The sequence below is a fragment of the Rhizobium sp. USDA 4016 genome (assembly GCF_056279705.1).
In genome coordinates this window covers 2,654,552-2,679,876 of sequence record NZ_JBWCCY010000004.1, presented here as the reverse complement: position 1 = coordinate 2,679,876, position 25,325 = coordinate 2,654,552, and the positions used below count along the sequence as shown (strand labels likewise).

The window sequence follows — 25,325 nt, the reverse complement described above, 5'->3', positions numbered from 1 at the left end:
CAGGAGGCAGAGGAGAGCCTATGTCCAGACAGACAGACCGTGCCGATGCACGGCAAGCCAAAAAAGTTGAAATCGCCAACGTCCGAGTTGCTGCTCGCGCAGCATTGCGGAAGACAAAGGGGCTAACCGGCCTATCCAAGTCTCAGGCCGCTGGCTATCCGGCGAGCCTCCACGTACCGTTCCTCGTGACCGGCAAGGAGTATCCGTTCAGCAGCAAGCGTCAGAATGCGAAATATGCTCGGCTGGCCGCAGGTTATGAACTGGCGGCCGCAGCATGAAGAGCCCTTGGAAAGACCCGCCACTCACTAACACGCCGCTCGATTACCCAATCCACGTTCCTGCGGACGGCTATGTTCCGGACCACGACGTCGACAGCAAGGGCCACAAGCGCGGATCCAAGAAGTACCGTCCATGGAACGATCCTGACAACTCGTTCAGGTTCAAGGCGCCGACACTGCGACGCGCAACAATCGCGGCACTCGTCGCTGGCGTATCGGTCGGCATCTCAATGGTTGCGCCAGCAGTCGCCATCGGCGCAGTTGCGATTGCAATCGTTAGCGGTGGCGTCTGGGGAGCCGACAAGCTCATCAAGGCAATCGACAGCCATGGCGAATAACCACCCTTATACCACACCCGTCGGCAACCAGCCGTCGTCCGACACCTGCTGGCCGCCAGATCCATTCAGTTGGTGGCCGGTCCTCATCGCGGTCCTGATCATCTTGGCCGTGTGCTATTTCTAGGAAGGAGAGAGAATGTCTGTTTTTGACAAACTGAGATCGAGCAAGCGCAAGACGCCTCCGGTACTCGCCTTGTACGGCATTGGCGGCATCGGCAAGACGACGCTTGCTGGCGAATTTCCGGATCCGATCTACCTGCACACCGTCGGCGAGGAGACGCCCGTCGATCTCGACGTGCCCTCCATCGAAATCGAAAACTACAATGAGATGATGGACGCGTTCGAGCACCTGCTAACGCAGGAGCACGAATTCAAAACCGCTATCATCGACAGCCTGGACGCTTTCGAGAAGATGGTTTGGAACTACACCTGCAGCCGCATGGGCTGGGACACGATCGACAGTAACGATAAGGGCTCCCCGACAGCCTTCGGCAAGGGATATCTCGAGGCCGACAATGATTGGCTTGAATACATGGCGGCGACACGCGCACTCTCGCGCGCCGGCATACACGTCGTGCAAATCCTGCACAGCAAGGTCAAGGCTTTCAACGACCCGCTCGTCGATTCCTATGATCGATATCGACCGAAACTGCAGGACCGCGCCACCGATATCATCATGGAGAAGAGCGATGCGCTCCTTTTCATGAGCAAGCGCACGTCGGTGAAGCAAGTCGACAAGGGCTTCGGCAAGAAGGAAAACAAGACTGAAGGCATGTCTGGTGCGGATCGCGTCATCTACACTGATGAGCGAGCCGGCTTCCTGGCAAAGAACAGGTTGAACATGCCACCCACCATCAAATTCACGAAGGGGCGAGGATTCGCTGAGTTATCGAAATACTTCTACACGCCGCATGCGCCGGTGGAAGAGGAAGCCGCATGAGGTTCAACTGCGGCCCAACTGAGCAACAGCGAAGACAGGCGGCACGAGATCATTGGTGCAATTGGCACTTATGGTTCGCGTGGTTCCCTGTCCGGGTAGGCGACAACGACTGCCGCTGGCTGGAATACGTCTATCGGAAAGCGGCAGGCATTCACAACGCAGGGCTAATCATGGAGTTCACGCCCTACGAATTTAAATACCGCGCAGCCTAACCACCACACCACACAGAAGGAGACTAAAACTTTGGCTAGACTTGGCAATACGTTCAATGCGACCGAGCACGACACCGAGCAGCGCGACTACGAAGAGTTGCCGAACGGCGATTACCAGCTTGAAATCGAAGCATCTGACGTCGTGAGCGGCGACAATGGAACCGGCCTCAAGACAACGATGGTCGTTGTCGCTCCGGAAAAATACAAGGACCGAAAGCTCTTCGGCTATTACAACCTCGAACATTCTAACGCCGATGCGCAGCGTATCGGCCAGCAGCAGTTCGCTTCGCTGTGCCGCGCGATCGGCGTCGACTCCGTCGAAGATTCAGAAGAGCTGCACTACCGAAACTTCACCGCAAAGGTCGCTCTCGGCAAGGCATCCACCAACAAGAAGACCGGCCAGCAGTATCCGGCGCGCGCCGAGATCAAAAAATACTACTTCCCAGACGAAGGCAATGTTCCGGAGCCGGCGATCGACGCCAACCAGCCAGCCGCTGCGCGTCCTGCGGCTCCTGCCAATGACAATAAGCCTGGCGTGCGCCAGGCCGCGCCTGCTGCTGCGTCCACAGGCGCACGCCGTCCTTGGGGCAGCAAGTGATGGGGTGGCCACAGGTCACCTACGTAGCCCTGCTTGCCGCTAGCGTCGCAATTTCGACCGTGAAGCACGGCCAGCCGCGCGAGCCGTACAGCATCTGGACGTCTCTTATCGGCGTCGGGATCTCTGCCGGCCTGCTCTACGCAGGCGGCTTCTTCGGCTAACCACCACCTCGGCGGGTCGTCACCAGCGGCCCGCCTAATTCACCACCAAGAGGAGACCACCGTGGGCGACAAGAATTTTAAATGGTACGTCGCGGACAGCATCGATGCTGAAATTTTCAGCAGCAAGCATGACACTCGCGAAGAGGCCATCAAGGAAGGGTACGGCGTCTACGACAAAGACCCTTTCGTTATTATCGAGGCGGACAAGGCCGTCGTAAAGCCGAACCTAAGCACCGACTGGATCGTCGAGAAAATTATCGAGGATCTGGAAGAGAATAATCCGGAATGCTGGGGCGAAGATGGCCCCGACGATCCGTGGCAGAACATTCCCGCACTGGAGACGGCGATAGAGGCGGCTGTTGCAAAGTGGCTGGTCGACAACCCGCCGAAGACATTCTGTGTCGACGAGTTTCGCACCACGGAATTCTTCAACGGCGCGACCGCCTAACCACACGCCGCACGGCAACCAACCGTGCGGCAACCACACCACAAGAGGAGACCACCACTATGCGCCTTACAATCCAGCGCCAAGACCTAGCGCGCGTCCTGACGAATGTCGGCCGCGTCATCGAAAGTCGCAATACGATTCCGATCCTCGGCAACGTGCTGCTCACGGCCACAGAGGGCCGCCTGCAAGTCACCGGCACCGATCTTGATATCGTCGCCACCGATTCTGCTGCGGCCACTGTAGAGCAGCCTGGCGCCGTCTGCGTCGATGCTAAACTTTTGGCCGACATCAGCAAGAAGGCGGGCGGGGATGTTTCGCTGTCACTGGATGGTGACAAGCTGATCGTGAAGAGTGGTCGTAGCGTATTCAAACTCGGCACGCTTCCGGCAGCCGACTTCCCGTCGCTGGACGGCGGCAAGTTCGACGCCACGTTCGACGTCGATCTAACCGCCCTGTTCGCGCCTGTCGCGTTCGCCATGTCGACTGAGGCTACAAGATTTTATCTCAATGGCATCTTTCTCCACGTAGTCGAAGGCAAGCTCACGGCGGTCGCAACTGATGGTCATCGTCTCGCTCGCCTTGTGTGGCAGGAGCAGGATGCTTTCGCAGGCATCATCGTGCCAGCAAAGACCGTCGGGCTCATCCCGAAAGGAATCGTAAACGTATCAATCAGCGACTCAAAGATACGTATTCAGAGTGGCGATTTGACATTGGTCTCCAAAGTCATCGACGGCACCTTTCCAGATTACCAGCGCATTATCCCATCCGCCAATGACAAGGAAATCGTCGTCAACCGCGATGAGTTCCTGAAGTCTGCCGACCGCGTGGTGACTGTGTCTTCGCAAAAGAGTCGCGCCGTCAAACTGGCAATCGCCCCCGGTTCAGTTGTCTTCTCGGCTCATTCTGACGTTGGTGACGCCAACGATGAGATCACGGCTGATTACAGCGGCGATCCTATCTCGATCGGGTTCAATAGCCAATATCTCAAGGATATGCTCAGCGTCTTACCTCCTGGCGAGGTTACCTTTGCCCTTTCGGACAATGGCGCGCCTGGCCTCGTCACAGGTGGGGCTGACGGCTGGCTCGGCGTAATTATGCCCATGCGCGTGTAATGGTCGATATAACCCCCGACTATCTGCTCGAACGGCTGCGCTATGATCCCGAGACTGGAAAGTTGTTCTGGCGCGTAGCGGCGCCGGAGCATTTCAAGTTGCGTCGCACGCATCTGGCCTGGAACACACGGTTCGCGGGCAAAGAGGCCGGCTCTCTGCTGAATCCAGGCTACCTCTACATCAACATCAAAAAGAAGGTGATGCTTGTTCATCGCATCATCTGGGCGATGGTCTATGGCTATTGGCCGGAGCAGGTCGACCACATCAATCACGTTCGTACTGACAATCGGCTGGCAAACCTCAGAGAGGTTTCCGCATCCGGCAACGCACAGAACATCGGCATGCCGATAGACAATACAAGCGGTCACGTCGGCGTTTACTGGTTCAAGACGCGCAACGTTTGGTATGCGCGAATCAAGGTAGGCCAGAAGAATTACCACCTCGGATATTTCGCCAATAAGTCTGACGCCATTGCCGCACGCGCCGCGGCGGAGATGCGCTTCGGCTTCCACAAGAACCACGGCATTCCGGCCAACGACAACCGCCTTCTGGAGGCATCAGCCTAATGGCACCAATTCCGCGCCCAGAATCCAGCACCGTCCGCGCCATTTACGCCGCTTACGAAGCTGCCGCAGAGAACTGGGACTCTCTCGGCATCTCCGTTGGCGAAGCAAACGCGGAATGCGATCGCTCACTTTGGTATTCCTTCCGTTGGTGCACGCCACTCGAGAAACATCACGGTCGCCAGCTTAGGCTCTTTGCGACCGGCAATCTTGAAGAGGAACGTCTAGTCGAGGATCTGGAGCGCATCGGCGTGGACGTCTACGGCCAGCAAGAACGCATTCGTCTCGTCGGTTCTCACGTTCGCGGCAAATGCGACGGAAAAGCCATGGGAATTCCAGAGGCGCCCCGCACAGAACATTTGCTAGAATTTAAAAGTAGCAACGCCAAAGGCATGAAATCCATCATGAAGGACGGCTGCAAGGTTGCGAAGCCGCTTCATTTCGGACAGTGCCAGCTTGGCATGCATGCATTTGGATTGACGCGATGCCTCTATCTTGTCGCGTCAAAGGACGACGACACGCTCTATGCCGAGCGCATTGAATACGACGTGGAGTTCACGTTGCGTTTGTTGGCCAGGCTTGAACGGGTCATTAATTCGCCGGAGCCGCCGTCACGGATTTCCGACAAGCCTGACTACTTCGGCTGCATGTTCTGCAGGCACAAGGCCGTCTGCAAGGAAGACGCCTGGCCTCGTGTCACGTGCCGGAGTTGTCTCTACAGCACGCCAGAAATGGGCGGCGATGGACACTGGTCTTGCAGTCGGTTCAGTAAGCCGATCTCATTCGACGAACAGAAATCAGCCTGCCCAGCCCATTTGACGATTCCCGCCCTCGTTCCGGGTGAACAGATTGATTGCGACGAGGCGGCGGAGACCGTGACGTACCTTTTGCGAACCGGAAAGACATGGATCGACGGCGCTACCAACGCCTAACTGTCCATAAATGGCGAACCAGCCAGGGTTATTAGCCATAAACGAACCACACACCACACCAAGAGGAGAAGCAATGCCCACCACCGCACCAGCGAACGACAACACACCGCGGCCAGCCGAGTTCGACCAGCGCCTCGTCAACCACTTGCCGCTCATCCAGAAGATTGCTGGCAAGTGCGCACGCGGCACCGACGAGCGCGACGACCTTGTCAACGACACGGTCGCCTATGTCCTCTCCAGTTGGCAGAACTTCCGGCCTGAAGGCAGCTTTCACAAGTGGCTGACTTATCAGGTTCGTTGGATTGCGACAGAGAAAGTCCGCAGGAGGATCCGCCGCGAGAAGCATCTGCGCCAGGTCGATGGTGACGCGTTTATTGAGAACGCATCGACGCCGGCAAGCCAGCCATCCGCCGTGGAGTTGCGCGAAGCATTACTGAACATGCCAGCCGGCCGCGATGGCGAGATCGTCATGCGCAGAGCCATGGGCGACACGCTCGATGAGATAGGCCGTGACTACGGCATCGGGCGCGAGCGCACTCGCCAGCTTGAAGAGCGCGGGCTGGCGACGCTGAGGAAGCGCGTCAAGAGGGCGGCGTGATGGGGAAAACACACGAAACCATGACGGAAGAAGGCGTCTGCCCGCGCTGTGGCGAAGGCGAACTTTACCGCGACAGCGCAGACGTTGGTGTCGGCGTGATCTATGGCCCATGGGGATGCCCATGCTGCGGATGGTCCGAGTCAGAGGCATACGACCTTGATTTCGGTGGCGGCGTTCAAGAGAACGGCTCGTACCTAGATCCATATGGCGGCCTTACGCCAGCCAGCAATCCTGTTGCCATCATGCTGGCGCGGGAAGCAAAAGCAGGATGCCGCTAATGCTTGAACTCCGCGACTATCAACGAGCCGCCATCGACAAGCTCTATGAATATTGGGCCAACGACGGAGGCAACGGCCTTATCGTTCTGCCTACGGGTGCGGGCAAAGCCTTGGTGCTATCAAAGATCATTGAGGAATTGCTCGCCGACTATCCCGATATGCGTATCCTCAATATCACGCATAGCAAAACTCTGGTTGCGCAGAATTTCAAAGAATTCATCGGGTTGTCTCCGTTTGCTCCAGCGGGAATTTATTCTGCTGGCCTTGGGAGACGCGACGCTCGCGCACAAATCTTGTTCTGTGGCATTCAGTCCGTAGCTAACAAGACGGATGAATTGGGCGATATCGACCTTGTAATCGTGGATGAAGCCCACGCAATTTCAAGGAACGCCGACACGCTATACGGCAAGTTCTTCGCCGGCGTGAAGGCTCGCAACCCGGATAGCCGCGTCTGCGGTCTGACGGCTACGGATTATAGAACCGATTCTGGCCGCCTTACCGAAGGCGAAGATCGGCTGTTTGACGACGTGGTTTACGAGATTGGCATTGGCGACCTTATCGAACAGGGTTATCTGTCGCCGATCTCAACAAAGAACGTGAATTCGGTTATCGACCTCAAGGGCATGCATACGCGCGGCGGGGAGTTCGTGCCTGGCGAGGTGTCGAATGCTGCCGACAAGATCATTGTCGAAGGTGTTGCCGAGGACATCGCGAAGGGTGGCAACCGTAGGGCCGCCATGTTCTTTTGCGTCAGCCAGGAGAACGCTGAAAAGGTATGCCGTGAAGTCCGCAGGAACGGCAAGACATGCGAGCTCCTGACCAGCAAGAATCCTGGCGAGCACACGAGGATCATTGCTGATTTCTGGGCCGGCAGGGTTTGGGCTATCGTCAGCGTAAATATGCTGACGACTGGCGCGAATTATCCGTTCGTCGACATGATTTCTATCTATAGAAGCACGAAAAGCCCTGGCCTTATCGTTCAGATCATCGGTCGCGTGACGCGTTTGTGCGAGGGCAAGACGGACGGCCTTGTGCTCGATCACGGAAATAATTTGAGCCGATTTGGGCCAATCGATCTAATCCGTCCGAAGGCTCCCGGTAGCGGTGATGGGACTCCTCCTCAGAAGATTTGCCCGACAGACAAAGCGGACGTCAATGGCAAATTCGGCTGCGATGAAATCCTGCTCATCTCGGTGATGACGTGCACTTGCTGCGGCTATGTCTTCCCGCCGAATGAGGAGGAGAAACTTACCGCACGCGCTGCGGATGCCCCGGTCATCTCAACGGAGAAGCCTTGGTATCCTGTGTCGTCGCGGACATTCCGCCATCATCCAGGCAAGGAGGGGAAGCCGGACTCCGTGAAGTGCACTTATATGGTCGGGATGAAGGCCGTGAACGAGTGGCTATGCTGCGCTCATTCCGGCTTTGCGAAGACGAAGGCCGATCGGTGGTGGCTGGCGCATGGCGGCTTGCGGCCATTCCCAAAGACCGTCATCGAATTCCTTGAGCGACAGCACGAGTTGGCCGGAACTGCAGAAGTGCAGTTGGATTACGCAAGGAATCCTAAGTACCCCGATGTTATGGCGCACCGGATAGGTGAGCATGTGGCAGCCAACGACAACCAGCCTCCGGCCGCGAATGATAACCGCAAGGGATACGCCGAAGATTGGGAGTTGGATGACGAAGTGCCGTTCTAATGTTGACAAATTTGTAAGTTTACACCACGGTGAAGATACCGAATGCACCACCACATAGAGGAGACGATTATGGGCGAGAGAAGAGCCGAGGACGATTTAATTTCTGTGACCGTCAGCGACGGCAAGTACACAATACAGCAGACGGCGCCTGGCAAATGGGAGGCTCTACGCTACGGCGAGGAATGGCCCGCCTTCCGCGATAACAGCCCAGACAATCTGCATGTTGCGCTGGCCTATGAGGTCAACAAACTGCGACAACACCGCGACCACTACAAGAAAATCGCCGAAGAGGGCACGGCGCCCTTGATCAAAAGCATGCGTCTTGAAAACGGCGAGTTTGATATGTCGGTAACTGGGCCGATCGTGGAAGTGATGGCGATGGCATTCGTTGGCCAGTTCAAGGCTGGCGGCTCGGTCAACTACATGGAAATGAGCCTCTTCGATCGCGACGAGCCTTTCCAGCGCTATACCGTTACCGTGCAGAAGGTCGGAGCGAAGTCGCCGGCGGATCTGGTGAACGAGGCGCGCGCTCGCGTTGCGGAGTTGGAAAAGAAGCTAAGCCGCTGCCAGTGGTATTGGCCAGAAGACGACACAAGCTCCGAGGCTTGCGCTGACAATCCTTTCGAAGTCATCGAAAACTGCGACGTGCCTCCCGGTGAGGTTGTTGCCGTATCCCGCGGCGGCGTGGTCGAAACCAAGTATTACGCCTCATTACCGGCTGCAGATGATTCCGACAGCGACGATGCCTTTGAGGTTGAGGAAAACACACACGAGGCTGCAGAGGCGGCCATTAAGGCCGAGCTTGCTCGCCGGGCGCAGCAGGTGGCCGCATGACCGACTTCGATCCAACCGCAATCACCACGACAGCAGCACCGATCGGCCATAACCAGCCGCCCGCCTCAGATTTCGACCTTATCTCGACAGAGATCAACGACCTCTTCGACACCGCGAAGGACTTCGCGGACGGTGAGCCTATCGGTAGCCAGGAGATGCACGACCAGATCGAGCGCATCAGGGACCAAATCCACGAGGCCGGCAAGCGGGCCGACGAGTTGCGAAAGGAGGAGAAGAAGCCCTTCGACGACGGCGCTGCCGCAGTACAAGCAAAGTTCAATCCCTTGATCCAGCCCAAGCGCGGTAAGGTCGACCTGGCCAAGTCTACGCTCGACGCTTTGCTCACGCCATGGCGCACCCGCATAGCGCAGGAAAAGGCTGCAGAGGCCGCCAAGATAGCAGCGGAGGCAGAGGCGGCTAGGGTAGCCGCGCAGGAAGCTATTCGCGCGTCCAGCGGCAACCTCACGGCACGAGAGGAAGCTGAAGAACTGCTGGCCGACGCGAAGAAGTTGGAACGTGGCGCAGGGCGAGCATGGAAGGCGGCGACTACTGGCACTGGCCTGCGTACCACGTATCGAGCCGACCTTGTGAACGTCGAAGAAGCACTCGACCACTACTGGAAGACTTCGCAGGCACGGTTCGAGGAACTAGTGCGCGAGCTTGCGGCTGCGGATGTGCGTTTCGGCGTGCGGTCGATTCCGGGGTTTAACATCGTTGAAGTCAAAGTGGCCGCATGACCTTATACCTGTACGACCCCGGATATTGCGGCTTCGAGCCGCACGCCACCATCGAGTCGGCAATGGCTGCCGGGGAGAGCCTCATCGCCATCTATCGAGATCAGTGCGATCCTGCATGGCCAGAGTATGTAGAAGGCATCGCCATCTATGAATCAGACGACCCAGAGGAGCCTAGCGATGGCAAGATTGTCGCGCAGTCCGTCGAGCACAATCGCATAGAGCGGCCAGCCGACGTTGACGAGGAGGGATACTCGCCGTCCGTAGATTTGTGGTTCGATAGCGTTGACTTCTATGTCGACTACAGGATGGATGCCATCACATGAGCAGCAGCCACTACATCATCGTAGCCCGCAACGACGAGACCGGCGAAATCCAGTTACCGCTCGAGAACATGACGCTTTACGGCATGGGCATTGTCGACGGCGAATACGAAGAGGAGAGCATCGTCCGCACGTGCGCCGCCAACTACGGGCCGGAATGGACGCTAACCTTGTACGGGCCGCTAGGCGGCAGCTACAGCGGCACCAAGAAGCACTGACCAAACTTTATATCAATTTTTCGGACACCAGCGCGCCACCAACGCGCGGTGCACCACTTAGAGGAGACGAAATGAGCGCCAACGCTCTTGATCCCAGAAGATTTCTGGACGGCAAGGTCACGCTATACGGCGGCGACAATCGCGACGTCCTAAAGCTGTTGCCGGATAATAGTATTGATAGCATTTGTACAGATCCGCCCTACGCTCTAGTTTCCATTCAAAAAAGGTTCGGCAAGCCGGGAAGTGCGCCTGCGGCCGGCAACGATGCCTACCAGCGCGCTTCGGCCGGCTTCATGGGCAAGCGGTGGGACACCGGCGAAGTCGCCTTTTCGGAAACCTTCTGGGCCGAATGCCTGCGCGTCCTGAAGCCTGGCGGCCATGTCGTGGCATTCTCCGGCACGCGCACCTATCACCGTATGACGGTTGCGATCGAGGACGCCGGCTTTGAAATCCGCGACCAGTTGGCTTGGATTTATGGAAGCGGATTCCCGAAAAGCCATGATGTCAGCAAGGCGATTGATAAGGAGGCGGGCGCTGCAATCGGGAAGGTGCGCGTCACCAATGTCCGAAATCCTAAAGCAACTGGCGGCGGCAAAGACGGAATGGAAGGCGCAACTCGGCCTTGGATCGAGGCTGCATTGGAGAGAGGCTATCACGAGAAGGATGGCGATGAACCTGCCACGGCAGAAGCCCGCGAGTGGCAAGGCTGGGGCACCGCCCTTAAGCCTGCATGGGAGCCCATCTGCCTCGCTCGCAAGCCGCTTGCCGGCACTGTTGCTGAGAACGTTCTTGAGCACGGCACCGGCGCGGTCAATGTTGATGGGTGCAGGGTGGGTGTCCGCGAACGTCCGAAAATCACGGACCCCAAGAAAACGTCTGACACATACGGCGCGATAGACAGCCCTGGCGGCAAACTGCTTCCTGATGCCCGCTGGCCCGCCAACATCATCCACGATGGCAGCGACGAGGTGCTGGCGGCTTTCCCAGACGGAGCCGCCCGTTTCTTCTATTCAGCCAAGGCTGACAAACTCGACCGCCTAGGCAGCAAGCATCCGACCGTCAAGCCTGTCGATCTGATGCAATGGCTTGTGCGGCTTGTTACTCCAAAGGGCGGCGTTGTCCTAGATCCGTTCGCCGGCAGCGGCAGCACCGGCGAAGCCGCTTGGCGCGAGGGCATGCAGTGCATCCTCGTTGAGCGTGAGGAAGAATATCAGGCCGATATCGCGCGCCGCCTTGAGCTGACAAATGCTTGTCCGGCTACCCGCAAGGCTGCATCGGCTCGTCGTTCTGCGCCAGCGAATGATAACGACCTCTTTGCCACTCCCGCGCAAGCGGGTGCAGCATGACTAAAATCCCACCAACCGGCAAGCCCATAATACCGTTCACGCCCACCGTTGACGCGGCGGGAGATCCTACGACGTGCTTCTGCTGCGGCATGCGTGCCGTGGCTCTTGGCATCAACCACAAACCAGGCGATCCGCAATATCTCTGCAGGAGGTGCATCGTGGCGATCGACGACTACAAGAAAATACGCCGTCTCGACGAGTACGAACTGGCCGCGCTCGACGGTGGCGTTGACGCGGTCGGCGAGTGGATATCCGAGAATGGCGGCGTGACGGAATTGGCTCACTTCGACGAGCTCGCGCAGAGAATGCTGGTGAAGGCCGCCGTCGAGGGCTTTGCGAATAGGTTGCGCCAGCTGATTGCGGAAGGGAGTGCGCCTTTCTAGAAATAGTAAAGAAAATTCGCTATAATGCACTGGCGGCACTAACGCAAAATCACTATATAGGGTATTGAGATGGACAACGATGAATTTCGCGCCATTCGAAAGCGCCTCGGGCTTACCCAGGCGGAATTAGCTGTCGTCCTATTGTACCCGAGAGCCATGCAGGTTTCGGAGATAGAGCGGCCCTCCAATCCAAGGCCAGTGCCGAGGCATGTGGCTCTTTTAATGAAGGCTTACGATGACGGATACCGACCAGGAAATTGGCCAAGGTAAAGTCTGCACGAAGTGTGGCGAGTGGAAGTTGATGGATGAGTACTACTCCAGGATTAGGAAGTCTGGTTTCGTCTCGATTTATCCTCGGTGTAAAAAGTGCACGAACGAAGTAAACGAGGAGCGTAGGCAGCTAAACCGCGAAAAGGATCTGGCCTATAAACGGGAATACGCAAAGAAAAACTCGAAGGCGATTGTGGAGAGAGTTAGGCAGTGGCGAAAGGATCCGGCAAATCATGCGCGCAAGAACGAGCTAGAGCGCAAGAGGCGTAAAGACCCAGAGATTGCCAAGCGCAACAACGAATACAATAAGGAGTGGCGCAACCGTCCGGAGAATAGGGATAGGCTACTTCTTGCTGAGCGAAAGCGCCGTCAAAGCGACCCAGAATACCGGGCGGAATTGCTTGCAAGGCAAAAAGAATACTACAGCAGGCCGGAAATTATTGAGCGCGAGAAGGCAAAAAGAAAAGAACTGTACTCAACTACTGAGTGGAAGGAAAAATTCAACACCAGGCGACGTGAGCGCTATGTCGATGACCCTCTGTTCCTGTGCGCAATAAAGTGCAGGTCAATGGTTGTTCGCGTAGCCAAAAAAGCACGGAAGACAAAGAGTAAATCGACGCTTCAATCCCTAGGGTACTCTCCATATCAGCTCAAGCAGAGACTGGAGTGCCAATTTAAGCCGGGGATGTCGTGGGATAATCACGGCCAGTGGCACATAGATCACAAGAAGCCAATCGCCGCATTCCTTGCTCAGGGCATCACTGAACCGCGCATCATAAACGCGTTGTGCAACCTTCAGCCGATGTGGGGCGAAGAGAACCAAGCAAAAGGCGCGAGTTGGATGCGTCCCGCGAACGACAACCACGCAAGCACCACAGATGAGGAGAAGCAGGTTGCAGAAACCGCTTGAATTAGCACTTTCATACGCGTCCCAAGGCTGGCCCGTTTTCCCTTGCCGGCACCGGCCAGAGGAGTCGATCGACCCTCATACTGGCGAGATCTGCACGCTTGGTGAAAAGACGCCAAAAATCAGCAACGGCTTTAAGGGCGCGACGAGATTCGAGCGCATAGTAAGGCGATGGTGGTCAGACAATCCGGATGCAATGATAGGCGTTCCAACGGGGGCGCCTATTGGCGCTTGGGTGCTCGACATCGACGTCCCGCCTGGCCACGGGGACGGTAGGATTTGGCTTGCTGAAATGGAGGAGATTCACGGCCCGTTGCCGCCAACGCGGACAGCCACCACAGCGAGCGGCGGCAAACACTACTTCTGGCGTCACGTCGACGGAGTGCGAAACAAAGCCGGTAAGTCTCTCGGAGTTGGCGCGGACACGCGTGGAGATGGCGGGTTTGTTATTGCCCCAGGCAGCGCGCTTGCCGATGGCCGCACCTACACTTGGGATAACGACCTACCTATCGCCGACGCACCCGCATGGCTGCTCGAGCTTGTCCTGCCGCGTGCCGTCCAGCACGTAGCTCAGCCGCTGTCGTATCAAGCCGGCACTAACGATGCATACGTCAACAAGGCTGTCGATGATGATCTCCGCAAGCTTGCTGGCACATCGCCAGGCGGGAGAGGGCATGCGCTGAACGCGTCGGCGTTCTCGATGGGGCAACTTGTCGGCGCAGGCGCCCTGACGCGTAGCGAGGCTGAATCTGGCCTGTACAACGCTGCCATGGCTAATGGCAGCCTGCAGAAGGATGGCGAGCGTGATGTATGGGCGAAGATCCGCCGCGGTATCGAGGCTGGTAGCCGACAGCCTCGCGAGATTCCGCAACAGGCTCGGGACAACACGCGCCTCGTCGATATCACGCGGATGATTGCCAACGGGCTATCGAAGGCGCGCACCAAGGCGGCCGACGTGTATGAAGACGAGGTTAGCGAGGAGGCGCCAGCAAACAGACAGACGCCCGCCGAAGACACGACGTCAGTGGCCAACGACAACCCACCTCCACAGCCCACCCAGCAACAACCCGACACGACGCCCACAGCCATCAAAGCCACGGCATTCAAGTGGATCGATCCCAAGACACTGCCGCGGCGCGAATTCGCCTACGGTAACCATCTGATCCGCAAATACGTGTCTGTGACGGTCAGCCCCGGCGGCCTTGGCAAAACCAGCCTCAGTCTCGCCGAAAGCCTGGCCATGTCATCCGGCAAAGCGCTGCTCGGCATCAAGCCACCGCAGCGGCTCAAGGTCTGGGTGTTTAACGCCGAGGATCCGCGCGACGAAATGGAGCGCCGCATCATGGCTGCGTGCATCCATTACAATCTCGCGCCAAAAGACATCGAGGGGCACATCTTCTTGGACAGCGGCCGTGAGCAGGAGCTCGTCGTGGCCGTCGACGACAAGAAGGCAGGCGTGCGCATCCAGCAGCCGATCATCGAGGCTGTCGTCGAGCAGATCGAGCGGCACGGCATCGACGTGATGATTGTCGACCCGTTCGTATCAACCCACGGCGTCAACGAGAACGACAACGGCGCGATCGACAAGGTGGCGAAACTGTGGGCGCAGATCGCCGACCATACCAACTGCGCAATCGACATCGTGCATCACCTGCGCAAGGTTGCCGACCGTGAGGCCACCGTCGAAGACGCTCGAGGCGCCGTGTCACTGATCGGTGCGGCACGTTCGGTGCGCGTTCTCAACCGCATGTCTCAGGAGCAGGCGCAAGAGGCTGGCATCTCGCCGGCTGATCGCTTCGGTTACTTCTCTGTGACCTACGGCAAGTCGAACCTGACGCCTCTGTCGTCGCGGCTGGACTGGCGGAAGCTGGAGGGCGTGCCGCTGGGCAATGGGCGCGGACTCACAAAACCGCAGGACTTCGCGCCTGTGGTGACGTCGTGGACCTGGCCAAGCGCCGAGGAAATAGCGCAGGAGGTGACGGCTGAGCAGTTGGGGCAGATCCTAACGCGCATACGCAACACCGATTGCAAGCTGCACCATCAGGCGGAGAACTGGGTCGGGCGAGAGGTGGCGTACGTTCTTGATATGGACATCGGCATAAAGGCCGATGTGGCGCGTGTGAGGCGTCTGGTGAAGGCGTGGATCGACGACGGCACGCTTGTCGTTGTCAACCGTCGGTGCCCGATCAAAAGAGAGAATAAGGACTTTGTGGAGGTTCCAGAAGCCGCCTAGCCCCACCGCCCCAGTATGCCCCGCCCCAGTGTTTTTGAGTGGGGCAGATATTCACCAAAGGTTGCATTTGACTGCCAAAATTACGCAACCATAGATAACGCCCCACCACTAGTGCCCCAGTACGAATTTTATGCCCCGGCAGTGGGGCACACTACTGCCCCGCCCCACCCTTTATAGAGGGGGTGCGGGGGTAGGTGTGCAGCGCCCCAGTGAAGATTTTTTAGTGGGGCGGTGTGGGGCAGAAAAACTGAGATTTGAAACGCATCCGAAACGACCAATTTCGGCTCCGCAAAAACCACCACACAGGAGACACCATGGCCCGCCAAGTACAGACCACCCGAATGAATGGAAAACGCGTTCGCATCGTAACGACGACCGGCAAGGACGGAGGCACGAAGGTGAGTGTGAAGGACGCGCCGATCGAGGAATGGATTCTGCAGGCGGCCGGCGTTCGCGCGCTACGCGGCATGCCTGAGTACGTCGCCGACGTGAAGGACGTGCGACCAGGCACGTTTACGTTGGCTGGAGACTTCAACGCGGCACGCCGATCAATGCGAGAGCAGGTGAAGGCAAAAGCCACCGGCCTGACGCCAGGCGAGCACGACAAGCGAATCTACATGTTCGGCGGGTTGCTCGGACTGATCGAATACAAAGGCGAGGAGACGCCAGTCAGCAGCGACCAAAAGAAGAGGCATGCGCTGCTGACGGCGTTGGGCTTTAATCGGCAGGCCGTCCTGCGCGCCAAGACGGAAGAAGACGCGGCAAAGCAGGCTGTCGAGATTGTGAAGGGCTGGCTTGCTGAACTGCAGAAAGTTGCGTGAGCGGTAGTTGACAAATTTGGGCACTTCCTCAAATGAGGTGGAATAGATGCTAGAAGCGTCCCTTCTTCAAAGCACGTTCCAAAGTGGAAACGTCCCATCCAAAGCCGATCTGGCGAGGGTCATCGTTCGGGTCGCCGCTGTAGACGGCCAGCTCATTGTTCGGGATGATCTTGCCGAACCGCAGGATGGCTTTCTTCCGGAAGCGGTCGAACGTCATGCCTCGCGCCATGCTGTTGATCTGGTTGAGCCTGCCGTTCAGGTTCTCGGTCATGTTGTTCGTCCACCGCTCCGGCATCTCGAAGTGGTTGAAGATTTGCGGCCGCCAGTTCTTCATCGAAGTGGTGAGCGGGCGATAGAACCGCTTCAAGTGCGGCGGCATCGTAGCGACCAGACGGTCGTATTCCTTCTCTGCCTCGGCTCGGGTCGCGGAGTCGTAGATCATGTAGAAGCGCTCCTTCCAGACATAGGCGTCGTTGAGGAACGGATGGTCTTCGAGGATTTCCGCCAGCGTGTCCTGCGAGGTGCTGTGCATGCCGTCCCAGCGGGCAAGGAACATGCGGTGCTTGTTCTTCAGGCTACGGCGGTCCTCGTTCTCCAGCTTCGTCTGGTACCATTTGCGGGCGTCGGCCATGCCGTCGTTGGCCATGCGGACGACGTGGAACTTGTCCACGATGTTCAGGGCCTTCGGGAACATCTGCTCCGCCACGTTGCGGTAGCCGCGCCACATGTCCTGGACGAACACCTTGACGTAGAACTTCCAGTGCAGCTCCGCGAAGAACGCCATGACGGCGGCTTCCGTCCGGGCTGGAAGAAGGTCGAGGATTTGGCCGGTCTCCAGATCGGCAGCTACGAAGCGCATGCCGCCCAGGAGGTTGTTCTCGTCGACCCCAAGAACCTCCGGCAGGTTCGTGTGATAGTACTCCAGCTTCTCGGCGGCGAACTCGTCGAAGAGCCGGATGATGTAGCTGTCGTCGACGCCGTTGAGGTTCGCCGCGTCCTGAAAGTTGCGCTTGACGGACGCCATCTGGAGCGCCCGTTTGAAGCGGTGCGTGATGTACCATTTGTGATCGAGGTCGGCGTCCATCGCCTCCAAGACGATGGCACCGCAGTGGTGGCATTTGTACCTCTGGCGCTCGACGATCAGCACAGTCGGCATTGGTTCGATTCGCCGATCTCGGTAACGAACCTTCACCTTGTCGTGACGCTTCAGGACGCCTGCCAGACAGCAAATCCGCTCCGGTGGGTTCGGGTGCGGATAGGTCGCGACGGGAATGTGGTACTCTTGCTTTCCCTTGCGCTCGACGATGCGAGGCTCAGCGGAAGCCCTGAGTTCCTTGAGGTTCAGCCAGTTCACGAGCCAGCCGTTCCAGACCTCACTTCTCTTCTTTGGTTGCCTTGGCACGCCGCTTCAATTCCCTCTCGATTGCAGCGCGTATCAGGTCAAGCCGATCTTCCCCCGGCTCAAGAGCAGCATCCATCCTTGCCTTCGCCCCTTCAGGCAAGGTCAGGTTTACGTTCTCTGCCCAAAGCTTCTTGCGCCCCATGCGAGATGGAGTTGCATGTACATGATTTTGAGTCAAGCTTCACCTATTTCGTGTACGCGATATTGACTTCATATCATGTACTCGTTATCTATTCAATCACGTACACGATTGGAGGAACAAATGACGACGACAATCTATCGAGTGGACACCATCCGCGACTTCCAGGCGCTGCCGTTGGACTTGCAGTTGGCCATCAGGCAAACGCCTTTCAATCCGCAAGGCACGCGATGGGTGGCCGAGATGCGAAAGGCCGAAAGGAAGATTGCCATTCAGCGGGCAGTCCAGAGGGCGCTGGTTCGCTCGGAGATTGGCGAAGAACTCGCTGTCGATATTCTCAAGTGCAACAAGGCTTACGGACCGCAGGGGAAGACAGCGGTAAGTCGCGGCATGCTCGGGGAGATGCCATCATGATCTACGCCATTCGCCAGCGCGGCACGCGACAGACACTCATTGAGGCCAAGAGCGTCAAGGCTTTGGATGCGATGGACGGACCCGACGTCTTCACCCCTGTCGCGTCTTGGTGGGCGCGAGACTGGGTGAAGGGTGGCGGAGAGCACGAGACCGGACTTTGGGTCGATGGTGGCAAGGTCCGTTACGCTCGGGCTGAGGGAGGCGGTAGCGCTTTCCACAACGCCCCGACCTCGTCGCCGTCCGGTTTGCTAGGTCAAGAGCCGGAACCCTCTGCGGCAACCGATACCTCAATGTGCGAACGCTGCCAAGGCAACGGTGAGATCGTGACTGACTGGGATCGGTACTTGCATCCGGCGGACGACGATGAGGGCGTTGCCGAATGCCCCGACTGCGACGGACGGGGATATTCGTAGCCCGTTCGCCCGGTCCGCTCCGAGCTTTGATCCACTACTCGGACCGGGCGAACTACCGTCAGAGCAAGGTACGTATCCACTCATTTTGAGGAGCAAGCATGTGGACACCCAAAGGAACATTTCCACTCAATCTGAGGAATTGCCCAAATTTGTAAAATGTCCGTAGGTTGATTTTACCAACTAACCACCACTGAGGAGACGGAATATGAACCGCAACGAAGCAATCGCAAGGCAGACTGAAATCCGCAGGCGCCTTAATGAACTTGCTGCCTTGCGTCGTGGTCTTGTTGCGCGCGCCAAAGTCATTGGTTTGGCTGCCGCTGAACTTGAACAGCAGAACATTCTCAACGAAGAAGCCGCGCTTGAAGCGGAGTTTAAGGCAGTAGGCAAGTTTCGCCCGTCAATCTGAAGAGACTGAGATGAGAAGATCAGAAATCGAACGCATCGCAGACATGCTGGCGGAAGGCATGAGCGCCGCAGACATCGCGGAGCAGTTAAACGTCGAGTATATGGATACGATGAGCGCCGACGCTGAAGACGACAGCGACGAAGGCATTTCACGCCGCTACGGCATCTCCTGCGACGACCTCTATGACACACGCGGCGAGCCGCTGCTTGGCCGGTTCAACGACGCTGGCGAACCGAACTGGTAAAATGTATATAAACCTCGAACCTACCAAGGCCGCCATCGTGCGGCCTTTTCGTTTTCCTTGACAAATTTGTAACTTTACACTACATTTTGTAGCATCAGTCGAACGGTACCACCACATCTTGAGGGCGCGCAGCATGACCAAGACAGCCAACGACAGCAGACACAGTCGCGCCCTGATGGGCGAAGGAGAAAATCTGCCTGCCCGCATGACCTATACGGAATCAGAGCGAGACGGAGTGCATGCTCAGAAATCCCGTCTGGCCATCCGTGCACAGAAGGGCAAGGATTGGGACGGCAAGGCCGATAACGACAACATCGCGTGGCCGCTTGCTACGGCGCTGGTTAAGGATGGCAATACCGAACTCCTCAAGTACGCCATGTACTATCGCAAGGTGCACGACTCGGCAAAGAGCAATGCTCAACTTGGCGGCACATCTATCAAGCTTGGAGAAGGCGTCTCGCTGGATCGCTACAGCGTCATCCGCCCTGACGGCAAGATTGCATATCGCCGAGTTCGTAAATCTACGGCGGCAAATGTGGATATTCCTGCTCGCCGGCGCTTCGATGCCAGCACGGCTGAGGACGGCGACGAACCGCAGAAGAACTGGTCTTCGATACCCAAGCCGTGGAACGGCGATCGGCCAGTCAATGACAAGCTAGATGCGCAGCGTCATTTGACGCGCCTGCAGTCTGCGCTCGGTCATCTATGCGAGCCGTTCGAGCTAGCCTGCATCGACGGCAGGACTCTTGCGGAAGTCGGCAATGCATCAGGCATAGCCAACCGAAGTGGCGCCCAGGCTGCAGGCAGAGTGCTGGTGCATGCGGCGCTTGTAACCCTTCGTGACTGCATCGGTGATGTTCGCCGAGAAGACTTAGTAGCGTAGCGCATGCACTGATTGCGCCGAAAGTGACTAGGGATAGGAAGGCGACATTGAACGGATACTATCCGTTGTGTCCTTCCACCCTATTCACAGTTCGATGCGCCGACACCATTCAAGGCGATCGACCCGGCCTCGTGCCGGGTAACTATTGGCAAGGCAGGACTTTGTACACCCTGTAAAGGCTCGGTGCCGTTCCTTGCTTATCCCATTGCCTTGGCGCCATTCTCCTCCTCTGGCGACGAGGCAGTCTTGCGGCGAGTAGAGCTGGTTATCCCGGCTCCTCGCCGCTTTCGATTTTATGCAGGATAGAGCAGCATGGTAGCTCGTCAGCCTCATAAGCTGAAGGTCGCTGGTTCAAGTCCAGCTCCTGCAACCAAATCAGATGCGCGCTCCGAAGAAGCGTCGCTATACAGGCGTCTATACAAGACGGCGCAGTGGCGTTGCATTCGCCATCATCAGCTCAGCACCCAGCCCCTGTGCGAGTGGTGTCTCGAGCGCGAAGAAGTGACGGCCGCCACCGAAGTGCACCATGCTGTTCCGCATCGAGGCGACATGGTGTTGTTCTGGTCAGGCCCATTCGTCTCAACCTGCAAGCCGTGCCACTCCTCGAGAGGCCAGCTTGAGGACAACGGCAAGACCGTAGTGAGATATGGAGCGGACGGATGGCCTATTTAGTTCAATAAAATCAATGGTTTGCTATGATGACACAATCCTCGATAGGGAGGGGGTGGTCGGATCTCTGGGCCTGCACGGCCTGGGTACCGGCGATGGGGATTCTTACACATTTTTTCGATTGAAATGTTGAGGTCTTGGGTGGGGTTGTGGCGCCGGAGCATGCTCAACGGCTGATGGTTTTACACTACTCACACATTACAAATTTGTCAAGAGGTATTTTATGGCTAGGCCGCGCACGCCGAAGGCCAAGGCGGAAATTACCGGCCACGCTGATAAGCAAAAAACAAAGTTTAAGGGCCGCAACGAGCCGACCGTCGACGAGAGCGTCGGCGAGCCGTTCGAATGGCTAAATGAGCACGCCCAGAAGGCGTGGAAAGAAATTGCATCTGAGGTGCCATGGCTCAACTGGAGCCACCGCGGCCACCTGGCGATCGCTGCGAACATCCGCGGCAGGATGATGAAGGGTGATGACGTTGGCGTTCAGGCCATGAACCTTCTTCGACAATGCTACGGGCAAATGGGCGCGACGCCGGCTGATGCCAGCAAGGCTGGAGATAAACCGGATGGCGAGAGCAAAGACCCGGCCGACGAGTTCTTCGACGACTAAGCTTCCTGCCCATTTCAACCCGAAATATCCGACAGGTCCAGTTGATGAGTATGCCGAAGCCGTCCTTAGCGGCACAATCATTGCTGGCCCTCATGTGCGGAACGCGTGCCGCAGGCATCGAGACGATCGTCTGAATGGCCCGAAGCGTGGCATTCACTGGGATCCGGAGGCGGCAAGCCGTGTTCTTCGGTTCTTTCCAGCAGTTCTTCGACTAAATGGCGGCCAGTTCGAAGGACGTCCGTTTCACCCGCATATTTCGCAGCAGTTCAAGATTGGCTCCATCTTTGGATGGAAGCGCGTTGAATCGGATGGCGCAATCCTGCGACGCTTTCGACGCGCTTATATCGAGGAAGGCAAAGGCAACGGCAAGTCTCCGCTAGCTGCAGGCATTGGGCACTACTGCCTTACGTCTGATGGCGAGGCGGCGGCTGAAATCTATGCTGCCGCTGCGAACAAAGACCAGGCGTTCGTTCTGTTTCGCGACGCCGTCGCGATGTACGAGCAGTCACCTTCGCTGAAGTCAAAGTTGACGCCATCCGGTGGCAATCCGGTCTGGAACCTGTCGTACCTCAAGAAGCGGTCATTCTTTCGGCCCATTTCGCGCGAAGGCGCGCACAGCGGCCCGCGGCCTTACATTGCGCTATGCGATGAGATCCATGAGCATCCTGATGGCAAGGTCATCGAGATGCTCGAGCGCGGCTTCAAGTTTCGCCGTCAGCCACTGCTTTTCATGATCACGAACAGCGGTTCCGATCGAAACAGCATCTGCTGGGACGAACACCAGCATGCCGTAAAGGTAGCAGCAGGGACGCAGACACCTGACGATGACTTCAACTATGTCGGGGAAGTCATTGACGACACCACCTTTTCGTATGTGTGCGCGCTCGACAAGGATGATGATCCGTTCACGGATCCGACTTGCTGGCAGAAGGCAAACCCGCTCTTCGGCGTGACGCTGAAGCACGATTATCTTGCCGGCGTTGTGAACCAGGCGAAGGACATTCCTTCGAAGCGAAACGGCATTCTCCGTTTGCATTTCTGCGTCTGGACGGAAGCCGACACAGCTTGGATACCGCGCCCGTTGCTCGAAAAGGTGATGGTCGATTTCGACCCTTACGAAGAGCACAAAGGCAAGAAGATCACGGCGGCTGGCCTTGACCTGTCTGGCGCTAAGGATTTGACCGCGGCGGCATTCACCATCGAGACCGGCACCAAGCGCGTGACGCGCGAGGACGGTGAAGAGGTTGACCTGCCGACTTACGATCTGTGGATTGAGGCGTGGACGCCTCGTGACACCATGGATGAGCGGTCGAAGCAGGACCATGTGCCTTATCGGCTGTGGCTCGATCAAGGCTACATCAATGCGCCTGAAGGCGCGCGCATTCGGTACGACCATGTTGCTGCATTATTCGCTCGTCTCAATACCGAGCATGGCATCGGCGTTTTGGCTTTCGACCGTTATGCGTTTGATAAGTTCGAAACCGAGCTCGACGAGTACGGCGTTGACATCAAGACGGTAGCGCATCCGCAGGGCGGCAAGAAGCGAGCGAAGCCGGACGAAGACAAAGTGCAGGCTGCGAAAGATGCCGGCCTTGAGCCTCCGTTGGGGCTTTGGATGCCCGGCTCTGTTGCTGCGCTGGAAACGCTCATCCTTGAGGAGCGCATCCGCCTGCGCCGGTCTCCGGTTCTGGTTGGCGCCTTGATGGGTGTTCACGTCGAGACCGATCCGCTCATGGGCAACCAGTGGTTTTCGAAGAAGAAAAGCACGGTGCGCATCGACCCTGCTGTCGCTGCGGCGATGGCTGTCGGTGCTGCGGTTGATGGCGCCCCACCTACGCAGGGCCAGTCTTTCTGGGAAGTCCTAGATCCAGGCGCCGACTACTCGGCGCAGCCCACCCAATAGAGCCCATCGGGCATTTTCAATAACAAGGAATGCCGGATGGGTATCATTGATAGGCTACTCGGCCGCAAGGCTGAGGAAAAGGCCGTGTCGTTCGATCCTGCGTGGCTCGATTTCTTCGGTGCTAGGACGTCGAAAGCTGGCGTGCCGGTGAGTTGGGAGCGTGCACTAGACGTTTCCACCGTTTTTGCCTGCATTCGCGTCATCGCGGAGGGCGTCGCGCAGGTGCCTTTGCGCGTCATGCAAGAGTTGCCGAACGGGAAGGGGAGTCTGCCCGCGACGGATCATCCGCTCTACAAGGTTCTGAACAGCAAGCCGAACCAATGGCAGACATCGTTCGCATTGCGCGAAACGATGATTTTTCACCTCGCCCTCACGGGCAACGCCTTTTTCTACAAGAATATCGTCCGCAGCCAGGTCAAGGAACTTATTCCCATTGATCCTGGCTGTGTCACCATCACCCGCAACAACGACTACTCGCTGACTTACACGGTCAGCGGCATCGATGGACGGTCGATGGACTTCCCGCAGTCCATGATTTGGCACATCCGCGGCCCATCATGGGACACGTGGCGCGGGATGGATGCTGTAAGGCAGGCGCGCGAGGCAATTGGTCTCACGATCGCCACCGAAAACACGCAAGCCGAGATGCACGCCAACGGCCTGCAAACTTCTGGCGTGTATTCGACGGACAACAAGATTGATCCGGAGAAATACAAGCAGATTCAGGCTTGGATTGCGGCTCAGGTTGGCGGGAATAACCGACACAAGCCATTTGTCATTGATTCCGGCTTCAAATGGACGCCGCAGTCTATGACTGGTGTCGATGCGCAGCATCTTGACACGCGCAAGTTCCAAATCGAGGAAATCTGCCGCGCATTTCGTGTTTTGCCGCCGATGGTAGGTCATTCCGGGCAGGCAATGACATTCGCGAGCGCCGAGCAGATCTTTCTGGCGCACGTTATTCATACGCTGATGCCTTGGATCGTGCGCATTGAGCAATCGATCGACAATGATTTGCTTGATGGCGACGAAGACGAGGCGTTTTTCGCCAAATTCAACGTAAATTCCCTCCTTCGCGGCGCCCATAAAGACCGCGGCGAGTACTACGCAAAGGCGCTTGGCGCGGGCGGCGCACCTGCCTGGATGACGCAGGACGAGGTACGCGGGGAGGAAGACCTCAACGCCCTCGGCGGAGAGGCGGGAAAACTGCCAAAACCAACGAATGTTGGCGGCGCAACTGGTGCGAAGCCACGGGACGCTCAACGGGACAAGCAAAATGACGAAAAATAAGAGCGGCACCGCCGCCATTGAGCATCTTGGCTTCACGCTAGGCGAAATCAAGGCAGATGCACCCGAAGGCGAAATGACGTTTTCCGGCTATGGTGCTGTTTTCGGCAACATCGACTCTGGCGATGACGTCATTCTGAAGGGCGCATTCAAGGAAACGCTGGCAAAAGCCAAGAAAACGGGCGTTTGGCCTGCGATGTTGTCTCAGCACGGCGTTTACGGCAGCCAGATGACGCCGATTGGCGTTTGGACTGAGATGAAAGAGGACGATATCGGCCTCTACGTCGAAGGCAAGTTTGCCAACACGGAGCGCGGCAGGGAAGCCTATGAACTGCTCAAAATGAAGCCAAGACCGGCCATTTCTGGCCTTTCTATCGGTTTCAGAGCGGTCGAATGGCTATTGCGCAGCGCTCCAGACGAGCCGCGTCGCACGCTGAAGGCTGTGGACCTCCTAGAGGTGAGCCTTGTCACGTTCCCGATGAACGGGAAGGCGCGCATTTTGAACGTGAAATCAGAATTTAACCCGCGAGAAATCGAAGACGCCCTGCGTGACGCAGGATTGTCGCGGGCGGACAGTGTGAAAGCTGTTTCGGTCTTCAAGGAAATACTTCGGCGCGAAGCCGAAGAGCCGGAATCTACTCCTCGTGATGAGGATGACACGGCAGTCAAGAGCGACGCCGAGCTTACCAAGCTGGCCGAGCGCATCAAGGCGCTGATCGCCGGCTAAC

The 25,325-nt window shown here is 57.5% G+C and carries 30 protein-coding genes and 1 tRNA gene; 30 read left to right on the top strand and 1 reads right to left on the bottom strand.

Annotated elements, in window-relative coordinates; all coding sequences use genetic code 11:
- Positions 1-20 precede the first annotated feature (20 nt).
- The 20 genes from ACZ9DP_RS28865 to ACZ9DP_RS28770 all read left to right on the top strand — a co-directional run bounded on the left by ACZ9DP_RS28865 (position 21) and on the right by ACZ9DP_RS28770 (position 16,224).
- Complete coding sequence (locus tag ACZ9DP_RS28865; protein WP_476204319.1) at positions 21-278, top strand: hypothetical protein; 258 nt, start codon at positions 21-23, stop codon at positions 276-278.
- A complete protein-coding gene (locus ACZ9DP_RS28860; RefSeq protein ID WP_476204318.1) occupies positions 275-616 on the top strand; it encodes a hypothetical protein in 342 nt (113 codons plus the stop codon). The genes ACZ9DP_RS28865 and ACZ9DP_RS28860 overlap by 4 nt, the downstream gene beginning before the upstream one ends.
- A gap of 136 nt (positions 617-752) precedes the next feature.
- Positions 753-1,556: an ATP-binding protein gene (locus tag ACZ9DP_RS28855; RefSeq protein ID WP_476204317.1), complete on the top strand. Its 804-nt coding sequence runs from the start codon at positions 753-755 to the stop codon at positions 1,554-1,556.
- 243 nt (positions 1,557-1,799) lie between these two features.
- The gene (locus tag ACZ9DP_RS28850; protein ID WP_476204316.1) at positions 1,800-2,366 is read left to right on the top strand and encodes a DUF669 domain-containing protein; all 567 of its coding nucleotides are present in this window, start codon (positions 1,800-1,802) and stop codon (positions 2,364-2,366) included.
- The gene (locus ACZ9DP_RS28845; protein WP_476204315.1) at positions 2,366-2,527 is read left to right on the top strand and encodes a hypothetical protein; all 162 of its coding nucleotides are present in this window, start codon (positions 2,366-2,368) and stop codon (positions 2,525-2,527) included. The genes ACZ9DP_RS28850 and ACZ9DP_RS28845 overlap by 1 nt, the downstream gene beginning before the upstream one ends.
- Before the next feature lie 61 nt (positions 2,528-2,588).
- Complete coding sequence (locus tag ACZ9DP_RS28840; protein WP_476204314.1) at positions 2,589-2,975, top strand: hypothetical protein; 387 nt, start codon at positions 2,589-2,591, stop codon at positions 2,973-2,975.
- A gap of 59 nt (positions 2,976-3,034) precedes the next feature.
- Positions 3,035-4,087 carry a DNA polymerase III subunit beta gene (gene dnaN / locus ACZ9DP_RS28835; RefSeq protein WP_476205495.1) on the top strand — a complete coding sequence of 351 codons (1,053 nt, stop codon included), beginning with the start codon at positions 3,035-3,037 and terminating at the stop codon, positions 4,085-4,087.
- Positions 4,087-4,653: an HNH endonuclease signature motif containing protein gene (locus ACZ9DP_RS28830; protein ID WP_476204313.1), complete on the top strand. Its 567-nt coding sequence runs from the start codon at positions 4,087-4,089 to the stop codon at positions 4,651-4,653. Before dnaN ends, ACZ9DP_RS28830 begins: the two co-directional genes overlap by 1 nt.
- Positions 4,653-5,582 carry a PDDEXK family nuclease gene (locus tag ACZ9DP_RS28825; protein ID WP_476204312.1) on the top strand — a complete coding sequence of 310 codons (930 nt, stop codon included), beginning with the start codon at positions 4,653-4,655 and terminating at the stop codon, positions 5,580-5,582. The genes ACZ9DP_RS28830 and ACZ9DP_RS28825 overlap by 1 nt, the downstream gene beginning before the upstream one ends.
- 73 nt (positions 5,583-5,655) lie before the next feature.
- A complete protein-coding gene (locus tag ACZ9DP_RS28820; protein WP_476204311.1) occupies positions 5,656-6,180 on the top strand; it encodes a sigma-70 family RNA polymerase sigma factor in 525 nt (174 codons plus the stop codon).
- Between the two features lie 277 nt (positions 6,181-6,457).
- Complete coding sequence (locus ACZ9DP_RS28815) at positions 6,458-8,155, top strand: DEAD/DEAH box helicase (RefSeq protein ID WP_476204310.1); 1,698 nt, start codon at positions 6,458-6,460, stop codon at positions 8,153-8,155.
- Positions 8,156-8,224: 69 nt separating this feature from the next.
- Entirely contained in the window at positions 8,225-8,989 is a 765-nt protein-coding gene (locus ACZ9DP_RS28810; protein WP_476204309.1) for a hypothetical protein, read from the top strand.
- Positions 8,986-9,726, top strand: a complete 741-nt coding sequence (locus ACZ9DP_RS28805) for a hypothetical protein (protein ID WP_476204308.1) — start codon at positions 8,986-8,988, stop codon at positions 9,724-9,726. Before ACZ9DP_RS28810 ends, ACZ9DP_RS28805 begins: the two co-directional genes overlap by 4 nt.
- The gene (locus ACZ9DP_RS28800; protein ID WP_476204307.1) at positions 9,723-10,049 is read left to right on the top strand and encodes a hypothetical protein; all 327 of its coding nucleotides are present in this window, start codon (positions 9,723-9,725) and stop codon (positions 10,047-10,049) included. The genes ACZ9DP_RS28805 and ACZ9DP_RS28800 overlap by 4 nt, the downstream gene beginning before the upstream one ends.
- Positions 10,046-10,264: a hypothetical protein gene (locus ACZ9DP_RS28795; RefSeq protein WP_476204306.1), complete on the top strand. Its 219-nt coding sequence runs from the start codon at positions 10,046-10,048 to the stop codon at positions 10,262-10,264. Before ACZ9DP_RS28800 ends, ACZ9DP_RS28795 begins: the two co-directional genes overlap by 4 nt.
- A 71-nt stretch (positions 10,265-10,335) precedes the next feature.
- The gene (locus ACZ9DP_RS28790) at positions 10,336-11,610 is read left to right on the top strand and encodes a DNA-methyltransferase (protein WP_476204305.1); all 1,275 of its coding nucleotides are present in this window, start codon (positions 10,336-10,338) and stop codon (positions 11,608-11,610) included.
- 158 nt (positions 11,611-11,768) lie between these two features.
- Positions 11,769-11,993 carry a DUF6511 domain-containing protein gene (locus tag ACZ9DP_RS28785; RefSeq protein ID WP_476204304.1) on the top strand — a complete coding sequence of 75 codons (225 nt, stop codon included), beginning with the start codon at positions 11,769-11,771 and terminating at the stop codon, positions 11,991-11,993.
- Positions 11,994-12,228: 235 nt separating this feature from the next.
- Positions 12,229-13,173, top strand: coding sequence for a hypothetical protein (locus tag ACZ9DP_RS28780; RefSeq protein WP_476204303.1), 945 nt, complete (start codon positions 12,229-12,231; stop codon positions 13,171-13,173).
- On the top strand, positions 13,142-15,403 hold the full coding sequence (locus tag ACZ9DP_RS28775) for a bifunctional DNA primase/polymerase (protein WP_476204302.1): 2,262 nt from the start codon (positions 13,142-13,144) through the stop codon (positions 15,401-15,403). Before ACZ9DP_RS28780 ends, ACZ9DP_RS28775 begins: the two co-directional genes overlap by 32 nt.
- A gap of 314 nt (positions 15,404-15,717) precedes the next feature.
- Entirely contained in the window at positions 15,718-16,224 is a 507-nt protein-coding gene (locus ACZ9DP_RS28770; protein ID WP_476204301.1) for a VRR-NUC domain-containing protein, read from the top strand.
- A gap of 49 nt (positions 16,225-16,273) precedes the next feature.
- Here the strand turns inward: ACZ9DP_RS28770 and ACZ9DP_RS28765 are convergent, their stop codons facing one another.
- Complete coding sequence (locus tag ACZ9DP_RS28765; RefSeq protein ID WP_476204300.1) at positions 16,274-17,626, bottom strand: ISL3 family transposase; 1,353 nt, start codon at positions 17,624-17,626, stop codon at positions 16,274-16,276.
- A 262-nt stretch (positions 17,627-17,888) separates the two neighbouring features.
- Here ACZ9DP_RS28765 and ACZ9DP_RS28760 point away from each other — a divergent pair, with 262 nt between their 5' ends.
- The 10 genes from ACZ9DP_RS28760 (at position 17,889) to ACZ9DP_RS28715 (ending at position 25,324) form a co-directional block, all read left to right on the top strand.
- On the top strand, positions 17,889-18,179 hold the full coding sequence (locus tag ACZ9DP_RS28760; protein ID WP_476204299.1) for a hypothetical protein: 291 nt from the start codon (positions 17,889-17,891) through the stop codon (positions 18,177-18,179).
- Positions 18,176-18,592: a hypothetical protein gene (locus ACZ9DP_RS28755; RefSeq protein ID WP_476204298.1), complete on the top strand. Its 417-nt coding sequence runs from the start codon at positions 18,176-18,178 to the stop codon at positions 18,590-18,592. Before ACZ9DP_RS28760 ends, ACZ9DP_RS28755 begins: the two co-directional genes overlap by 4 nt.
- A 205-nt stretch (positions 18,593-18,797) precedes the next feature.
- Positions 18,798-19,001, top strand: a complete 204-nt coding sequence (locus ACZ9DP_RS28750; RefSeq protein ID WP_476204297.1) for a hypothetical protein — start codon at positions 18,798-18,800, stop codon at positions 18,999-19,001.
- 10 nt (positions 19,002-19,011) lie between these two features.
- On the top strand, positions 19,012-19,245 hold the full coding sequence (locus ACZ9DP_RS28745; protein WP_476204296.1) for a hypothetical protein: 234 nt from the start codon (positions 19,012-19,014) through the stop codon (positions 19,243-19,245).
- Between the two features lie 133 nt (positions 19,246-19,378).
- Positions 19,379-20,128: a hypothetical protein gene (locus tag ACZ9DP_RS28740; RefSeq protein WP_476204295.1), complete on the top strand. Its 750-nt coding sequence runs from the start codon at positions 19,379-19,381 to the stop codon at positions 20,126-20,128.
- A gap of 296 nt (positions 20,129-20,424) precedes the next feature.
- Positions 20,425-20,501: transfer RNA gene (locus ACZ9DP_RS28735), tRNA-Met, on the top strand.
- 519 nt (positions 20,502-21,020) lie between these two features.
- Positions 21,021-21,407 carry a hypothetical protein gene (locus ACZ9DP_RS28730; protein ID WP_476204294.1) on the top strand — a complete coding sequence of 129 codons (387 nt, stop codon included), beginning with the start codon at positions 21,021-21,023 and terminating at the stop codon, positions 21,405-21,407.
- Complete coding sequence (locus tag ACZ9DP_RS28725) at positions 21,364-23,310, top strand: terminase large subunit (protein ID WP_476204293.1); 1,947 nt, start codon at positions 21,364-21,366, stop codon at positions 23,308-23,310. Before ACZ9DP_RS28730 ends, ACZ9DP_RS28725 begins: the two co-directional genes overlap by 44 nt.
- Before the next feature lie 36 nt (positions 23,311-23,346).
- Positions 23,347-24,600 carry a phage portal protein gene (locus ACZ9DP_RS28720; RefSeq protein ID WP_476204292.1) on the top strand — a complete coding sequence of 418 codons (1,254 nt, stop codon included), beginning with the start codon at positions 23,347-23,349 and terminating at the stop codon, positions 24,598-24,600.
- Positions 24,533-25,324 (top strand): HK97 family phage prohead protease, encoded by a 792-nt coding sequence (locus ACZ9DP_RS28715; RefSeq protein WP_476204291.1) that lies wholly within the window; start codon positions 24,533-24,535, stop codon positions 25,322-25,324. The genes ACZ9DP_RS28720 and ACZ9DP_RS28715 overlap by 68 nt, the downstream gene beginning before the upstream one ends.
- Position 25,325 lies beyond the last annotated feature (1 nt).

What these genes read in the sequence shown, in the direction of transcription:
- ACZ9DP_RS28865 (WP_476204319.1), top strand. Translation starts at nt 21, where the DNA reads ATGTCCAGACAGACAGACCGTGCCGATGCACGGCAAGCCAAAAAAGTT.
- ACZ9DP_RS28860 (WP_476204318.1), top strand. Translation starts at nt 275, where the DNA reads ATGAAGAGCCCTTGGAAAGACCCGCCACTCACTAACACGCCGCTCGAT.
- ACZ9DP_RS28855 (WP_476204317.1), top strand. Translation starts at nt 753, where the DNA reads ATGTCTGTTTTTGACAAACTGAGATCGAGCAAGCGCAAGACGCCTCCG.
- ACZ9DP_RS28845 (WP_476204315.1), top strand. Translation starts at nt 2,366, where the DNA reads ATGGGGTGGCCACAGGTCACCTACGTAGCCCTGCTTGCCGCTAGCGTC.
- dnaN (WP_476205495.1), top strand. Translation starts at nt 3,035, where the DNA reads ATGCGCCTTACAATCCAGCGCCAAGACCTAGCGCGCGTCCTGACGAAT.
- ACZ9DP_RS28830 (WP_476204313.1), top strand. Translation starts at nt 4,087, where the DNA reads ATGGTCGATATAACCCCCGACTATCTGCTCGAACGGCTGCGCTATGAT.
- ACZ9DP_RS28825 (WP_476204312.1), top strand. Translation starts at nt 4,653, where the DNA reads ATGGCACCAATTCCGCGCCCAGAATCCAGCACCGTCCGCGCCATTTAC.
- ACZ9DP_RS28820 (WP_476204311.1), top strand. Translation starts at nt 5,656, where the DNA reads ATGCCCACCACCGCACCAGCGAACGACAACACACCGCGGCCAGCCGAG.
- ACZ9DP_RS28815 (WP_476204310.1), top strand. Translation starts at nt 6,458, where the DNA reads ATGCTTGAACTCCGCGACTATCAACGAGCCGCCATCGACAAGCTCTAT.
- ACZ9DP_RS28810 (WP_476204309.1), top strand. Translation starts at nt 8,225, where the DNA reads ATGGGCGAGAGAAGAGCCGAGGACGATTTAATTTCTGTGACCGTCAGC.
- ACZ9DP_RS28805 (WP_476204308.1), top strand. Translation starts at nt 8,986, where the DNA reads ATGACCGACTTCGATCCAACCGCAATCACCACGACAGCAGCACCGATC.
- ACZ9DP_RS28800 (WP_476204307.1), top strand. Translation starts at nt 9,723, where the DNA reads ATGACCTTATACCTGTACGACCCCGGATATTGCGGCTTCGAGCCGCAC.
- ACZ9DP_RS28795 (WP_476204306.1), top strand. Translation starts at nt 10,046, where the DNA reads ATGAGCAGCAGCCACTACATCATCGTAGCCCGCAACGACGAGACCGGC.
- ACZ9DP_RS28790 (WP_476204305.1), top strand. Translation starts at nt 10,336, where the DNA reads ATGAGCGCCAACGCTCTTGATCCCAGAAGATTTCTGGACGGCAAGGTC.
- ACZ9DP_RS28780 (WP_476204303.1), top strand. Translation starts at nt 12,229, where the DNA reads ATGACGGATACCGACCAGGAAATTGGCCAAGGTAAAGTCTGCACGAAG.
- ACZ9DP_RS28775 (WP_476204302.1), top strand. Translation starts at nt 13,142, where the DNA reads ATGAGGAGAAGCAGGTTGCAGAAACCGCTTGAATTAGCACTTTCATAC.
- ACZ9DP_RS28770 (WP_476204301.1), top strand. Translation starts at nt 15,718, where the DNA reads ATGGCCCGCCAAGTACAGACCACCCGAATGAATGGAAAACGCGTTCGC.
- ACZ9DP_RS28760 (WP_476204299.1), top strand. Translation starts at nt 17,889, where the DNA reads ATGACGACGACAATCTATCGAGTGGACACCATCCGCGACTTCCAGGCG.
- ACZ9DP_RS28755 (WP_476204298.1), top strand. Translation starts at nt 18,176, where the DNA reads ATGATCTACGCCATTCGCCAGCGCGGCACGCGACAGACACTCATTGAG.
- ACZ9DP_RS28750 (WP_476204297.1), top strand. Translation starts at nt 18,798, where the DNA reads ATGAACCGCAACGAAGCAATCGCAAGGCAGACTGAAATCCGCAGGCGC.
- ACZ9DP_RS28745 (WP_476204296.1), top strand. Translation starts at nt 19,012, where the DNA reads ATGAGAAGATCAGAAATCGAACGCATCGCAGACATGCTGGCGGAAGGC.
- ACZ9DP_RS28740 (WP_476204295.1), top strand. Translation starts at nt 19,379, where the DNA reads ATGACCAAGACAGCCAACGACAGCAGACACAGTCGCGCCCTGATGGGC.
- ACZ9DP_RS28730 (WP_476204294.1), top strand. Translation starts at nt 21,021, where the DNA reads ATGGCTAGGCCGCGCACGCCGAAGGCCAAGGCGGAAATTACCGGCCAC.
- ACZ9DP_RS28725 (WP_476204293.1), top strand. Translation starts at nt 21,364, where the DNA reads ATGGCGAGAGCAAAGACCCGGCCGACGAGTTCTTCGACGACTAAGCTT.
- ACZ9DP_RS28720 (WP_476204292.1), top strand. Translation starts at nt 23,347, where the DNA reads ATGGGTATCATTGATAGGCTACTCGGCCGCAAGGCTGAGGAAAAGGCC.
- ACZ9DP_RS28715 (WP_476204291.1), top strand. Translation starts at nt 24,533, where the DNA reads ATGTTGGCGGCGCAACTGGTGCGAAGCCACGGGACGCTCAACGGGACA.